This is a genomic window from Deltaproteobacteria bacterium (genome assembly GCA_009929795.1).
In the GTDB taxonomy this organism is placed as follows: domain Bacteria; phylum Desulfobacterota; class Desulfovibrionia; order Desulfovibrionales; family Desulfomicrobiaceae; genus RZZR01.
In genome coordinates this window covers 1-15,005 of the sequence record RZZR01000062.1, presented here as the reverse complement: position 1 = coordinate 15,005, position 15,005 = coordinate 1, and the positions used below count along the sequence as shown (strand labels likewise).

General features: G+C 60.8%; 14 protein-coding genes. 9 read left to right on the top strand and 5 right to left on the bottom strand.

Features of this window, described 5'->3' with window-relative positions:
• From EOM25_08305 to EOM25_08285, 5 genes are all read right to left on the bottom strand, one after another.
• On the bottom strand, positions 1-553 hold a 553-nt coding region (locus EOM25_08305; GenBank protein NCC25188.1), incomplete at its 3' end, for a ComF family protein.
• Positions 532-1,245 carry a flavodoxin family protein gene (locus EOM25_08300; protein ID NCC25187.1) on the bottom strand — a complete coding sequence of 238 codons (714 nt, stop codon included), beginning with the start codon at positions 1,243-1,245 and terminating at the stop codon, positions 532-534. The genes EOM25_08305 and EOM25_08300, both read right to left, overlap by 22 nt.
• Before the next feature lie 138 nt (positions 1,246-1,383).
• Positions 1,384-3,777, bottom strand: a complete 2,394-nt coding sequence (locus tag EOM25_08295) for an STAS domain-containing protein (GenBank protein ID NCC25186.1) — start codon at positions 3,775-3,777, stop codon at positions 1,384-1,386.
• Entirely contained in the window at positions 3,653-5,278 is a 1,626-nt protein-coding gene (locus tag EOM25_08290; GenBank protein NCC25185.1) for a hybrid sensor histidine kinase/response regulator, read from the bottom strand. Before EOM25_08290 ends, EOM25_08295 begins: the two co-directional genes overlap by 125 nt.
• On the bottom strand, positions 5,275-5,994 hold the full coding sequence (locus EOM25_08285) for a hypothetical protein (GenBank protein ID NCC25184.1): 720 nt from the start codon (positions 5,992-5,994) through the stop codon (positions 5,275-5,277). Before EOM25_08285 ends, EOM25_08290 begins: the two co-directional genes overlap by 4 nt.
• 142 nt (positions 5,995-6,136) lie before the next feature.
• Between EOM25_08285 and EOM25_08280 the strand changes: the two genes are divergently transcribed.
• The 9 genes from EOM25_08280 to EOM25_08240 form a co-directional block, all read left to right on the top strand.
• Positions 6,137-7,420, top strand: a complete 1,284-nt coding sequence (locus EOM25_08280) for a CBS domain-containing protein (GenBank protein ID NCC25183.1) — start codon at positions 6,137-6,139, stop codon at positions 7,418-7,420.
• Between the two features lie 55 nt (positions 7,421-7,475).
• Complete coding sequence (locus EOM25_08275) at positions 7,476-10,079, top strand: cobyric acid synthase (GenBank protein NCC25182.1); 2,604 nt, start codon at positions 7,476-7,478, stop codon at positions 10,077-10,079.
• Positions 10,076-10,753: a precorrin-8X methylmutase gene (locus EOM25_08270; protein ID NCC25181.1), complete on the top strand. Its 678-nt coding sequence runs from the start codon at positions 10,076-10,078 to the stop codon at positions 10,751-10,753. Before EOM25_08275 ends, EOM25_08270 begins: the two co-directional genes overlap by 4 nt.
• Positions 10,750-11,412 (top strand): glycosyltransferase, encoded by a 663-nt coding sequence (locus EOM25_08265; GenBank protein NCC25180.1) that lies wholly within the window; start codon positions 10,750-10,752, stop codon positions 11,410-11,412. The genes EOM25_08270 and EOM25_08265 overlap by 4 nt, the downstream gene beginning before the upstream one ends.
• Entirely contained in the window at positions 11,409-12,434 is a 1,026-nt protein-coding gene (locus tag EOM25_08260) for a glycosyltransferase (GenBank protein ID NCC25179.1), read from the top strand. Before EOM25_08265 ends, EOM25_08260 begins: the two co-directional genes overlap by 4 nt.
• Positions 12,431-13,606 carry a glycosyltransferase family 2 protein gene (locus EOM25_08255; protein ID NCC25178.1) on the top strand — a complete coding sequence of 392 codons (1,176 nt, stop codon included), beginning with the start codon at positions 12,431-12,433 and terminating at the stop codon, positions 13,604-13,606. The genes EOM25_08260 and EOM25_08255 overlap by 4 nt, the downstream gene beginning before the upstream one ends.
• Before the next feature lie 77 nt (positions 13,607-13,683).
• Positions 13,684-14,118: a hypothetical protein gene (locus tag EOM25_08250; GenBank protein ID NCC25177.1), complete on the top strand. Its 435-nt coding sequence runs from the start codon at positions 13,684-13,686 to the stop codon at positions 14,116-14,118.
• Entirely contained in the window at positions 14,115-14,579 is a 465-nt protein-coding gene (locus tag EOM25_08245; GenBank protein NCC25176.1) for a hypothetical protein, read from the top strand. The genes EOM25_08250 and EOM25_08245 overlap by 4 nt, the downstream gene beginning before the upstream one ends.
• An 84-nt stretch (positions 14,580-14,663) precedes the next feature.
• A partial coding sequence (locus EOM25_08240; GenBank protein NCC25175.1) for a hypothetical protein occupies positions 14,664-15,005 on the top strand: 342 nt, incomplete at its 3' end.

Sequence of the window (15,005 nt, the reverse complement as noted above, 5' to 3'; positions counted from 1 at the left end):
GCCCGGCCCTGGTCAGCCCGGTCTGGGGAATGGTCTGCCGAACTCGAACCAGGCCATGGGCGTCCAAAGGCCAGCCCCGTTCGCGGGCCAGGGCCCGGGCCAGTTCCAAACTCTGATTGTACCCCCTCTCGCGCAACCTCTTGTAATGCAGAGGCACCGGAAGCACCACGTCCACGCCGCCCAGGCCCGCCGTTCTCCCGGCCCGGGCCAGAAACGACCCGAGCAGGGCCAGGGTCCCGATCCGGTCATTGAACTTGAGGCCCAGAATCATCTCCCGAAGCCTCCCCGTGTACTCACCGTGAAAGAAAAAACCGGACCAAGGCGGGGCGGCTCGCAGACATTCGGCGCAGGGATGGGGCGAACTTTCGGAATCGTCGTACAGCTCGCCGCACCGCGGGCAATAGCCGCCTGTTCTTGGGGCCAAATCCCGACCGCAGTCCTCGCACAGCCCATCCGGCCCGACCCCGGAGACCCGGCCGCAGGATCGGCACCTTCGGCCCAACACGGCCAGAATCGCCCCCGTCCCTCCGGTCAGGCCCCGAATTCTTCCCATGCCCGTCGTCCAGCGGCCACCATGTCGCCCACGGCCTTTCCGTCTCCATCCAGATCCAGAGGACCTTCCTTGCCGAGGTGAAGCATCCTCTCCTGGATGTCGAGGTTGAAGGTCCGCAAAAAATATTTCAGGGTCAGCAAGGCCCCCTCGAACAACTTCTCTCCCTTGGGCCTGGCTGCGAACATGACCACCCAAGCTGGCCGACGAGGCAAATCGAGCAGGGTTTGATCCCCCCCCTCACGGCGCAGATAGAAGCTCTGACTTCGGTCGATAAAGGCCTTGAACTGGGACGGAACATGGTAGAAATAAACGGGAGTGACCAAAAACACGAACGGGGCGTGGATCAGGGGCTGGTACAGGGATGAACTCTGGTCCACGTCCGTCAGGAAGCATCGGCCCTCCCGGTCGTATCGGCACCGGTTGCAACCAATGCAGGGATGGATGTTGTAGGTTCGCAGGCGGATGGTCTCCGAAACTCCTCCGGCCTCGGCTATGCCCCGAGCCACGAGATCCGCCGCCCGGTCGCTGTTTCCCCCGGCCCGGGGACTGCACGCGTACAGGGCCGGCAGGGCCCTGCGGTCTTCCTCAAGTCGGCTCACATCGTCCCCCTTGTCCCCTTTTGAACACGGCCCGGACCCAGTCGTTTTCGGGCCTGGATTCCAGCCGCCACCCGGTTTCCACATACAGAGCATTCTCGGCCTGGCCCAAAGCCACGGGTTTGAGCAGGACCACCAGTTCGTCGTCGCGATTGAAGCGGAGGTGCCAAACTACCTCCTGCCCCACGCCTCAGCATTTGTCGCGCAGGTCGAGAACGCGGGGCTTGCTCTCGCTCATTCCCCCTCCATAGTCACCGATCCCCGATTCATGGTGCCTCGGCCAAACTTGGTCGCCAGTTCCACGAATGCGTGCCGGTACAGATCGGCCGCCAGCTCCAGGTTCTCCGTTCGCAGCCGCTCCAGGATCGACCGACTGACAAAGGCCGCCTCCACCTCGCTTTCAGTGCGAACCAGAACGTCTCCAATTCGGCCAACGAAACGGTCCTCGCCAAAAACAAAGCCCGGACCGCCCTGGCCTCGACTGACGACCCGGCCGTCCCGGATCTCGTTTTCGCGGACCCGGCCGTGAATGACCAGATATATCCCGCCCGGATCCTCGTCCCGGTCCAGGATGGTCTGACCCTTGGCAAAGCGCCGGAGTTCGTAAAACCCCTTCATGCGCTCCACCATGGTCTCGAACCGTTCCATTCGGTCCAGATAGTGTTGCATATCCTCGGCCACATCGTCCAAAAGTGCCAGATCCTTGGTGTCATCAAGCCGGGCCTTGCGGACCTCGCCCAGCAATCGATCCTCGCACCATTCCAGTCCCTGGTCCAGGTCCTCGAAGGTCCGGACCATGTGTCCGGCCGCGACCCCGGCGTAGGCCATGAGCAGCTTGATCACCCGTGGCTCGCATCGGGTCAGGACCAGAAAGGAATTGGTCTCGGCCGCCCGTTGGGCGATGCGGCCCAGAACGCTCACGGCCGAAATCTCGCACCCCCCGACCCGCTGGAAATCGAGAAGCAGATAGCGTCGATGACTGCCGCCGTCGGCCTTCATCACCGGTTCGAGACGATCAAGCAGGACGTTGGCCGAGCCGAAAAACATATAGCCCTGCAACTCGACGATCCGGATGTTCCGGCCCAGGGACTGAAGCAGCCGAACCTCGGGGATGGGCCGCTCCCGTCGACTGCCGGTCTCGGACCCGGTCCGCTCATGGCGGATGACCGGCACCCTGCTCAGACGGACCACGAGCAGAATCACGGCCAGAACCAGGCCCAGACCGACCCCGGCCAAAAATCCAGCCCCGACGACCGTGGCCAGGATGCAAAGGACCACTGCGTAATCGGCCAGGGGCAGACGATTGGCCCCGTCCCAGAGCCACTCGATTAGAAAGGAGATGCCCAAAAAAAAGAGCAGACCGCCCAGTATGGGGCGAGGGAAGAAAAGGAGGAGATTTCCTCCAGCCAAGAGGACTCCGAAGACCACGAGGGCCGCAGTCAGCCCGATGACCCGCGAGTTCACCCTGCAACGCGGTCCAAGAAGGGACAGGCTGATGGCTGGGTAACCCGGCGAAGACCCGCCTCCGCCAGCCAGCAGGTTCGCGAATCCGGCCTGGATAAGGTCGCGGTTCACGTCCACGTCCCGCTTGAGCTGGAATTGAATCCCGCTCACGTTCAGGAGATAGCCCACCAAAGTGATCAGGGCCACCGTGGCCATGGACGGCAGGGTCTCCAAGACGATGGGCCATTGGATCAGCCCGAGATCGTTCGGGCCGAACACTGGCCACAAGCGGCTCTCCGGCAGGCCGGACAAAAGATAGCCTGCCTCCCGGGCCTGTTCAGGCCCAAGGCCCAAAAGCCAGAGAAGCAGATGGGCCAAAACAAGTCCGGACAGCAAAAAAACAGGCAGAATGAAAAAATGAGCGAACCGGCGCAGGAGATAATACAGCCCGGCCCCGAAGAGGACCCCGGGAATCCATTTGACCAAGGCAGGCGGGTCGAAAAAGAATCCGATGTTGGACAGAGTCGGCGACAGGCCGCTCATGACCTCAAGGCCTCCCACGGCCAGCAACCATCCCGTCCCGCCCATGAACCCCCCAAGCACCGGGTAGGGCATGAAGCGGATCAGGTTAGCCAAACGGAACCGACCGCAAAGGACCATGATGGACCCGGCCAGAAAAGCCGATCCCATCATGATGGCCGTCACGGTCATGAACCCGGCTTGATCGGGTCTTATGGTCCCGGCCGCAGCCAGGGCCGCCACGGAACCGGCCAAAATGGCCGTGGGTGCGTCCTGAGGAAGATTGATCACTGAGCGCAGTGGGCTGAACAGGGTGGAGGTCGCCGTCAGAATCAGGCCGCCGAAAAGGGTTAGGCCCATACCCTGCAAGGCCATGTAGGACAACGGCCCGCCAAAAATCAAGGCGGCAAAGGACACCTCGACCACCACCAGAAGAATGCCGATCACTAGGCCCACGCTCGCCGCAGGCAGCAGCCGGGCAGGATGGAGATCTGCCCCGATTTCCCTCAGAGATTCGACAACCATGGCCACTTTGCGAGTCTCACGTTCCGCCATCTTCGCTCCCCTTCGACAGCCTGCCGATCCTCTCCAATTCCGTGGCCCCCACGGGCTTGACAAAGACCTCCCAGGCTCCGGCGGACAGACATCTCTCCCGGGTCCGGGCATCGGCGTCTCCGGTCAGGACGAAAGCCGGGATTCGAGCCAGATCGGGCCGATTCCGCATCCGGGCCAGGAGATCCAGACCCGAGGCGTCCCCAAGATCTAGGTCCGTGACCACGGCCAGATATCCCCCTCGGTCAAGCTCCTTGAAAGCCTCGTCCACGCTGCCCACCGCCCGGCAGTCCGTTTTTCGTCGGGAGAACAAAGCCTTGAGGACCTCCTGCTGCATGCGATCGTCGTCGACCACCAGAATCGGCCCGAGAAAATCCGCCCCGCCCGAAAAGGTCCGGTCGCTCGATGCATCGCCTCGAATCTTGGGGGAGTCTTCCTCCCGAGCCAGAGGCAGACGGACAACGAACCTGGCCCCGCCGTCCGCCCCGCCGTCCACCCGGATGTTCCCGCCATGGGCGTCCACGATCCGCTTGACGATGGCCAGTCCGATGCCCGAACTTTTTTCCCCACCCGTGGTCTTAGATGTGCTCTTGACGAAGAGATCGAAAACCGCGTCCCGATCCTTCTCCGGAATGCCAGGCCCCTGATCCTCAACAGCGACCATGCCCCAGGGGCCGTCGACCTGGACCTCGACCCGGATCTTCGAGCCTTTTGGCGAATACTTGATAGCGTTGGACAGGAGGTTGTCCAGGACCTGGCTCAGTTTCTCCTCGTCGGCCAAGACCGGGATGCGCTCCTCACGGACCACCAGATCCAGCTCCATGCTCTTCTTGGACGCTGACAGTCTGTGTAGGACCAGTCCGGCCCTTGTCCCGGCCACAAGATCGAGGGGCTCGGTCTTCAGGTCCAGGCGACCCGACTCAAGGACCGTGGCGTCCAGAAAATCATCCACCATTCTCAGGCTTGTTCGGCTGAGCACCTCGATGCGCTCAAGCATGGTCGCCGGTTCGGCCGCTTCCGGTCCCATGTCCGCCCGGATGATGGAGGCAAAATTGAGTATGGCACCCAGGGGGTTGCGCAGATCATGGGCAGCCATGCCCAGAAAAGCGCTCTTTTGGGCGTTCAGTCTGGCCAACTCCTCGTTCTTCTTGGCAAGGGTCCTCTGAGCGTTGGTCAGCTCGTTGTTGACCAGGGCCAGTTCCTCAAGGATGTCCTCGCTCTCCCGCTCCTGCTGCCGGGCCATGAGGGCCATGTCCCTGTGGGCTTTTCTGAGCTCGTTGGTCAGTTCGCTGTTGATCCGGATAAGTTCCTCGTAGAATCCGAACAGCTCTCCGAAGGATCCCGAAATCAGGACCAAAACTCCCTCGTCGGTCCGCCCGCCCATGCAGGACCGGATCTGGACCTCGTTCCCTATGTCCAGTTCCAGATCCCAAGGCGTTGTCTGGGTTCCATCGAAAACGGCCCGCCAGAAGGCCTTGGCCTTGTCCCGGTACCCTTGGGTGACCAGATCCCAGAGCTTTGCTCCCGGCCTAAAGAATCCACAGTCTCCGACAAAGCAGCGCCGGATGGAGCCGTCGTCGGCGCAGAGCATGGCCGCACCGGAAACGATGTTCATCGAACCGGTTCTCCTGCCCCGACCAGGCTCCGGGCCACGTTTACGGCCATCTCGCCCCGGGCGACACAGGCGTCGGCGCCCATCTCCCGGGCCAGGTCCGGATCACGGCTGAACGGATAGCCGCCGACCAGGATTCTGACCCGCTCCGACATGGCCTGCCTGACCGAACCGATCAAGGCCCGAGCCTTGTCCAGGTGGAAGGTCATGGTCACCGAGACCCCCAAAACATGGGCCTTTTTCTCGTGTACGAAATCAACGACGCCCTCCACCGGATTGTTGGCTCCCAAATAGTGGGTATCCCATCCGTCCATCTCGAAAAAATCGCAGACCATGCGAATGCCTATTTCGTGGAGTTCGTCCTGGACACAGCACCCGACCATGATCAGGCCGTTGTGCCGGGCACTGAAGACATGGGGGTAGATCCGGGAGATGATCGATTGGGTCACGGCCGTGCAATAATGCTCCTTGGCCACGGAAATGACGTTCTCCTGCCACAGTCGCCCCACTTCGTACAAGGCCGGCTGGAACACGCCCAGATAGATGTCTCGGATGTTCACCCCCTGTTCGATGAGGCCGAGCACATAATCCATGGCGGCCTGACGCTTTCCATCCAGTACTAGGTCGAGATACCGCTCCGACATGGCGTTCATCGCGTCCGCAGTCATACCCTTTCCCTCCTTTGTCGGCAGTGTACGGGTTGACCCTGGAGACCTCATCCAACGGCCCCTTTTTTGAATCCGCTACCACGGGCCTTGGCGTCCGGCAAGACCGACCGTTTTGCGCCACTTGACCGGCAGTTCCGGAATCGGCACCTTGCCTTGGACAAGATAGCTGGAATCTCATCATCCGGGGACCATCGTGGACATCGTCACTACACACATGAATGCCGACTTCGACGCCCTGGCCTCCATGGTCGCGGCCACCTTCGTCTATCCAGGCTCTGTCGGAATCCTGCCGGCCCAGGTCCAGGCCCCGGTCAGGGAATTCCTGGCCGTCCATTGGGATCTCTTCCGCCTCCGGCCCCGCAAGAGTCTCGATCTCTCCTCGGTCACCGGCCTGGTGGTCACCGACACATCCAGCTGGGAACGATTGGACCACATGGCCCAACTGGCCCGCCCGGGCCTTCCCGTCACCATCTGGGACCACCACATGGCTGCGGGCACCATTAAAGCCGACAAAATTCATCTCGAAGAGGTCGGGGCCTCGGTCACGCTCCTGCTGGAGCGGATCAAGGAGCTGGACCGGGCCTTCGCCCCCATGCACGCCACCCTGTTTCTCCTCGGCATCTACGACGACACCGGGTCCCTGTCCTATCCCTCGACCACGGCCCGGGACGTCCACATGGCCGGATTCCTCCTGGAAAACGGGGCCGATCTAAACGTGGTCGCCGCCTATCTGGACAGCGCCCTGGATTCGCGGCACGTGGACCTCTTCGGCCGCATGCTCTCCTCCACCGAATTGGTCGAAACCAATGGCCTGCGCCTGGGCGTCTGCGTTCAGGACGCCGACAAGAACCTGAACATGCTCCCGTCCGTGGTCACCAAGTTCAAGGAACTCAAAGGGCTGGACGCCGCCTTTGGCCTGTTTCCAACGGCCTCGGGCAAGACCACGGTCATCGCCCGGGGCAATCCCAAGGTCTTCGACGTCGGAGCCGTGGTCCGGGCCCTTGGCGGTGGAGGCCACCCCGGGGCCGGTTCAGCCGCGGTCCAGGCTCCGGTGGACGAAGTTCGGGAACGGGTCCTGGCCCTTGTTCGGGCCGCCGACACCGGGGACACGACCGTGGGCGAAATCATGGCCCAAGCCGTTGAAACCATCTCCCCGGACACCTCCCTTCGGCAGGCCGGAGAGCTCATGGACCGGACCGGAAAAACCAGCCTCCTGGTGGCCGACTCGTCGAACCGGATCCTCGGCACAATCAGTTCCGAAACCCTGGCCAAAATCAAGAACGAGGCCCAACGGGACAAAGCCGTGACCTCCATGATCCGTCAGGTCGTCGTTTCCGTTCATCCCGACCAGACCCTGCGCGAGGCCCTGACCCTCATGGCCCGCTCCGACCTCGGCTACCTGCCCGTGGCCGAGAACGGCATCCTTGTCGGCCAACTCACCCGTGGGGCGGTCATTTTGAACATGTACGATTTTTGAAACATCCAAAGGACTCCATGACCCGTTCGCCCCGACCCTCTTCGGATATCCCCGCGTGAACAATCCCCCCCCCGCCCACGGCGGCACTGTCCTGGCCCTGACTCGGCGTCTGGGCTGTCGGCCGGAAGAGATTCTCGACTTCTCGGCCTCCCTCAATCCCCTGGGTCCACCCCCATGGTTGGACCAGGCCGTGGCCCGTGGTCTGCGGGATCTGACCCGCTACCCCGACCCCTGGGCCGGGCCTCTGTGCCAGGCCGCGGCCAGGCTCCGAAATCTGGATGACTCCCAGGTCCTGGCCGCCAACGGCACGTCCGAAATCATTCTGGCCCTGCCCCGGACCCTCGGTCTTGCCCGGGCCGTCATCCCCGTTCCAGCCTACGCCGAATACGAGCGGGCCTGCCGCCTGGCCGCCATGGAAACCGAACTCCTGCCCCTGGATGCCGAACCGTATTTCGTCTTGAACGTGCAGGCCGTGGAGGCCCGACTCGACCAACCAACGCTGGTCTTTCTCGGCCATCCGGCCAATCCCTCGGGTTCGGTCCTGGACCTGGACGCCGTGCTGTCTCTGGCCGGACGTCACCCCGACTCTTTCTTTGCCGTGGACGAGGCCTACGCCGATCTCTGCCCAGGGCTGCCAAGGCTGGGGTCGGACCTGCCGGACAACGTCCTCGTTCTCTGGTCCCTGACCAAGTCCCTGGCCATTCCCGGCCTGCGCCTGGGACTGGCCCTGGGAGCGCCCCGCCTCATCTCGTCCCTGAAAAACCAGCTCCCCCCTTGGACCGTCAACGCCGTGGCCCAGGCCGTGGGCCAATGGGCCATGAAGGACACGGACCATGTGGAGGCCAGCGCCCGGGCCATCCCGGCCTTGCGGGACCATCTGGCCCGGGGTCTGAAATCCCTGGGCCTGGACGTTTTCCCCTCCAGGGCCAATTTTCTCCTGGCCCGCCTGGACCAGGATCACCCCAGGGCACCGGAACTGGCCCGGACATTGGCCGAACACCGCATCCTCGTCCGTGACTGCTCGACCATCCCCGGGCTGGATACGTCTTTCATCCGCCTGGCCGTGCGGCCCACCGCCGAGACTGACGTCCTCTTGGAGAAGCTGGAGATCGCCCTCGAGGTGCGCCCATCGAGCCCTATGGCCACAGCCAAGCCCCAGCCGGTTCTGCCCCCGGCCCTCATGATCCAGGGCACCTGCTCCAATGCGGGAAAAAGCCTGGTGGCCGCCGGCATCTGCCGGGCCCTGCGGCGGGAGGGCCTCCGGGTGGCTCCCTTCAAGGCCCAGAACATGTCCCTCAACTCAGGGGTCACCCTAGACGGATTGGAAATGGGCCGGGCCCAAATCCTCCAGGCCCGGGCCTGCGGCCTGGAGGCCGACGTCCGCATGAATCCGGTCTTGCTGAAACCCGGCTCGGACACCGGCTCCCAGGTCGTCGTCCTGGGTCGACCCCAGGGTACCATGGAGGCCCGGGACTATTTCCGGACCAAGGCCGATCTCTGGCCCACGGTCTGCCGGGCCTACGCCGAGTTGGCCTCGGGCTTCGAGGTCATGGTTCTGGAAGGGGCCGGCAGCCCGGCCGAAGTCAACCTGAAGGCCTTTGATATCGTCAACATGGCCATGGCCCGCGAGGCTCGGGCCCGGGTCATTCTGGTCGCCGACATCGACCGCGGCGGGGCCTTTGCCTCCATTCTCGGCACCTGGCATTGTCTGGAACCCTGGGAGCGGAGCCTTTTGGCCGGATTCGTCCTGAACAAGTTCCGGGGCGACCCGGGCCTGCTCGGCAACGCCGAAAATTTCGTCACCGCCCGCACCGGCCTTCCTGGTCTGGGCGTTCTTCCCTTTCTGCCCGATCTCGGCCTGCCCGACGAGGATTCGGTCAGTTTCAAGGCTCTGCCCGTCTCCCGCGCCCAAGGCCGGGAGCTGGTCATCGCCTGTCTGGATCTGCCCCGCATCTCCAACGCCACCGATCTGGATGTCTTGACCCGGGAGCCTGACGTGGACCTTGTTCGGGTGTCCTCCGGTCGAAATTTGCACGACCTTGCCCCGGACGCGGTCATCATTCCCGGGTCCAAGGCCGTGGTCCCCGATCTGGATTTCATCCGAGCCGCCAACCTGGACGAGGCTTTGCGACGTCTGGCCCGGGAAGGAGCGGAGATCGTGGGCATTTGCGGCGGCTATCAGATGCTGGGGGAAGACATCCTGGACCCCCACGCCCTGGAATCGAACCGTCAGCGCTCCCCGGGCCTGGGCCTCCTGAACCTGACGACCACCCTGGAGGCTGACAAGCGGCTCTCCCGGATCAAGGCTCGCCATGTGCCGTCAAACCTGGACCTTGACGGCTATGAAATCCACCACGGCCAAACCACGGTCAAATCCGGCGAAGCCGAGCCCATCCCGGTGGTTCTGGCCGGGGGCCACATCCTGGGCCATGGCCACCCCCGCCTGCCCGTCTGGGGCACCTATGTCCACGGCCTGTTCGACGCCCCGACATTTCGCCGCTGGTGGCTGAACGGGCTGCGGGCCCGCAAGGTTCTTTTGCCTCTGGAGCCCGCTTCGGCCGCGCCCGATCTCGACCAGGCCCTGGACCGTCTGGCCGACGCCGTGATTCAAAACCTCGACTGGCCAGCCATCAAGAATCTTCTGGAGACACGACCATGAACGCCTTTCCGACGCTGCGGCCCGAAGAGATCGAGGCCCGCTCCCTGGCCGTCATCGACGTTGAAGTTCCCGAACCCCGGCCCTTTGCCGGGGCCGAGTGGGCCATTGTCCGACGCATGATCCACACCACGGCCGATTTCGAGCTTCTGGACCTGGTCCGCTTCCACCCCCGGGCCGTCACGGCCGGGCTGGCCGCCCTGACTCATGGCTGCGCCATGGTCACCGACACGCACATGGCCCGTTGCGGCATTCCCGAGCGCCGCCTGACTCCGTTGTGCTGCACGGTGAACTGTCTCATGACCGATCCCAGGACGGCCGAGCTGGCCCAGGCCTCGGGGACCACCCGGGCCAGGGCGGCCGTGGACCTGGCCGAGGATGAATTTCGTCCGGCCATTCACGTCATCGGCAACGCGCCCACAGCCCTGATCAGGCTCCTTGAACGCATCGAACAGGGCCTATCCCGGCCGGCCCTCATCGTCGGCATGCCCGTGGGCTTTGTCCACGCCGCCGAATCCAAGGACCTACTCATGGCCCAAATGGAAATCCCATTCATCACCCTGGCCGGACGCAAGGGCGGTTCGGCTTTGGCGGCCAGCGTAATCAACGCCCTGGCCGATCTGGCCCTGACAAAATGGACCTCAACGACCCGATCCCTCGAAATCGGGGATGAATGACAGCCATGAACATCGCCCTGGGGATGATCCTTGGTCCGGAACCCGACGATTTGGTGCTGGCTTGGTTCCAACATCACGCGTCATTTTTCCAGAGAATCTACGTCGCCGTGGATGACAGGCCCGACTCCAATGACGCCTTGAACATAGTAAAGAGGTGGGAACATCCTGGTCTCGTCGTCTTCAGACGCGGATTGCAGGGGGATTTTGCCGCTCAGCGCAATGCCGTGGCCAAGCGCCTGGCTGAGGACTGGCTGCTGATGCTTGATGCGGATGAAAGATTGGACACGGACGCCATGTCCATCTTGCCCGAGGTGCTGAACAAAACGCTGAAGAATAACCCCGGGATGCGGGTTGTGGGCATGTCCAGGCGTAACCTGATCGATGGTGTGGACACAGGGGTTTGGCCAGACTGGCAATTCCGTCTGGTGATTCGAGGGGTTCGCTGGAGAAACACATCCCCCTCACTTGACGCCTCGCCCGGATGCCACGAATTCCCGCTGGAAACCCACGATAACCCCGATTCGGTCATGCTCTTGCCGAACATTGTCATCAAACATTCCAAGAGTTCCATCCGCCACCTGCAACGGAACAAAATGTACTCGGCCATATCCTCGGGGCGGTATCGCCCTTTAGGCCCAGGCCCGGAAATGAGTGAGTGAAAGTTTTCTATCTGACCTCCAACTATGTGAGCCATGCCAAGGCCGGCGCCCACTATATCCAATGTTTGCGGCTCCTTGGTCATGAACTCGTGGAAAGTCCCCAGGAGGCCGACGTATGCGTACTCCACGACGAACCGGATAGGATTCCTTGTCATGTCGAGCGATGGCCGACTCTCCGGACCAAGCCGATAGTCGGCTATTTCGTCTGGGAACTGGAACGTCTTCCGCAAAAATTCATTCCACACCTCGAATTGGTGGACCAGATATGGACCCCTTCCAGTTTCTCCGCTGCCGCCTTTTCCGGACACAACCGTGTGGTGCGCGTTCTTCCTCATGTCGTCGAAAGAGTGTCCCCCTCCAGGAAGGATACTGAGTTCATCAGTGAACGATTGGGCCTCAGTGCAGGCCACTTTCGAAGCCGGGCGACGATATTCTACACCATCTGCGATGCGAGGAACGCGCGAAAGAACATTGCCGTTCTGCTTCGGGCCTTTGCCCTGCTGCCGAGAAATCGGGCCCGGCTTGTGGTCAAGCAATACCGCCATGCGCTTGACTTGTCCGGCCTACCGGGAGTTATCTCTTTGCCGGAAGATCTTTCAGAAAAACAGATCTCGGCCCTCCATGCCCTGTGCGACGCGTATGTGTCCCCTCATCGAGGTGAAGCCTGGGGTCTGGGAATCAGCGAAGCGATGGCCCATGGGAAATTGGTTCTGGCCACCGGATGGTCTGGCAACATGGAATACATGAATATCGAAAACGCCCTTTGCCTGGACTTCAGACTGGGCAAAATCGAAGAAGAGGATTTGCACTTTCTTCCTCCTGTCTTCGAGGTCGGCATGCGTTGGGCCGAGGTGGACGAACGTGAACTGGTGACCAAAATGAACGATGTCGTCTGTGGTCGAGTGAATCCTGAAATTGGAGGAAAGGCGCGGCTGGCCATGGATCAGTTCTCAATGAAGCGGATCGCGGGCAAACTTGATTCGTATCTAAATGAAGTTGCTAATCTGAAGAGGGTGTCTTGATGGGGAGAATCAGTTTCATCATTTGCAACTTCAACGCCTTGCCATATTTCCGATTCTGTTATGAATCTCTGCGGCGCAACCTCGGCGCCCATCACGAGGTGATCTTGCTTGATGACGGATCTTCGGATGGGTCACGCCAATGGATGGAGTCGGTGGACGATCCCCTCGTCGTGAAGCATTTTGAACCGGAAAACATCGGCATTGCGTACGCCTATAACAAGGCCGTTTCCTTGGCCTCGAGCGATGACATCTGTATGCTGCATACGGACATGTACATCCCAAAAAATTTTGACCGGCAGATGCTAGCAGGTCGTGAATCCTTGGACTTTCTTTGTGCCTTCCGAGTCGAACCGCCAGTCTATCCCCCATCGCCGGACAAGACTATTTACGACTTTGGTGATCGTCTCGAAACCTTTGACGAAAATGGTTTTTTGCACTGGGCGGCCTCCAACAATCGAGACCAATCGGGCCAAATTTTCCAGGCCCTCTTTTTTCCATGGATGACAAGTAGAAATCTATTCTTGAAAATCGGCGGCGTTGATCATCTCTTCTTGAAATACATGGCTGACGATGACGATCTGTATATTCGAGTTAAGCTTGCAGGAGCTCGTGTTGGACAAATTCGGGATACTTCAGTCTATCATTTTTGTTCCAAATCAACAAAATTTTCGAACAACAAAAATGATCGGGAATGGATGAATCAATATATGAAAAGCCAAAGAAACTTTATAAGAAAATGGGGTATTAAGTCAGAAAATTGTTGGGATGAACATATGGGAATTCATCCACCACACAAATATGACGTTGGGCTTGTTCTGAGAAATGCCGACATGAACTTGCTCGAGTGGGCTGAACCATGGTTTGATACCGTCTATGTCGACAATCCATCTCTCATCGAAGAATATATCGACTTTGAACAGCCGAAAACCTTGCTCGACTTGAAAAAACGTGTTCAATGTCTCTCTGTGGCCAGACCCGTCCACGACGTCACGCTATACGCCGACGCGAAAACATTGGACAGCCATTCCAAAACCTTGATGATGAATGTGCCAAAAATACTGGATATCTGCCCCGGACCGGGGCGATATCGATTGGGAACCATGGCCTTGACCGTCCGGTCCTTGAGACACCGGGAACACGAACTCGTTCTCAATCCACGGGGAATACACTGAGCCCGAACTGAAATCCAACTACGGAGATACTTTTACAAAACGAATAAACCCAAACAATCTCCCGGAACGGAGGCCCCATGAAAAAACCACTGAACGGCATGCTCATCTTCGGCGTCATCACCACCTTTGTCTTCGGCTCCACCCTGGCCACGTCCCTGGTCGGCGCTTTCTGGGGCCCAAAGGACATCTGGTGGACCCCGGCTTCCATGGCCCTGCCTCTTTCCCAGACCGCCAATGACTTTCAGATGTTCATCGCCGGCACCCCAGTTGATGAACTCGTCACCAGCGACCGTCTTCAGACCATAGACGCCCAGGAGCACGAGTTCAAAGTGGCCTTGGAGGACATCCGGATCCGCAAAAACAATTGGCTGGCGACCAAGGCTCGCGAACTGACCATGGCCGTTTTCCAGGCCTTCGGCTTCGGCCTCGGCCTGGGCTTTCTCTGCACTGGGTTGTTGAGTCGACTGTCCGCCTTCAAGTCCGGCGAAAAACAAAGGAGGGAATCGCCATGAATGGGTACCGTTTCGTATCTGCGGCCTGTCTCGTTTTCGCTCTCTGTTATTCAGCCTGGGCCGGTCCCATGCCAGTCGACGGCCGGTGGCAGATCACGGCCACCATCATTGCCACCTCCACCCCCCAGGGAAAAATCCGCGAAGGTTTCACCAAGCAGGAAACCTGGACCATTACCCAGCAAGGGGCCATGGCGACCCTGACCACGCCTTCAGGTTCGGTTCAAGGAACCTTTCAGGACGTGGACCCCGACTTTCCGGGCGGGGCATGGCGCTTCACCCTAGAAACCCCCTACGCCCTGGGTCAGCCCAACCTGGCCGCCCGCTACGAGGCCATCATCAGCTGGGCCACGGCCAACACCATCAAGGGTTCGTCCTCGGTGACCTTTTACGGCAACTCAGGCGGTTTCTGGAGCCCCATCGGCATGGAAAGCTGGAAGTTCGAAGGGCTCCGGATGCGCTAGGCCCCTGGCTGACCGTACTTGTCTAAATTGCCGCCTTGGCCAGGATTGTTTCGTCAAAAAAATCATGGTTGGACGGAGCTCCCCATGGCCATCATTCCCCTTGATGCGTTGAAGAACATCCGTTTCGAACTGGGCCGGATCACGCTCAAGGAGATCGATCTCCAGGATTGTCCCAGGATTGCCGAGATCGCCTTGGCCGTGGCCCGCAAGGCGACCCGGGATATCCAGGCCGCTGGCCACCCTCTGCCCCTGCTGGAAATGCATGGTCTTGGGCACCTCTATGACTGGAAACATGTGTCAGATGATTGGTTGTTTTGTCCGTATGCCAACCTGGGGCAGCCATTCGACACGGCGGCCAGAAGGTACTACGAACGAGCCGCCAAGGCCAGGACCCTCTCGCCAAGGGACATCGTTCGTCTGGTCATC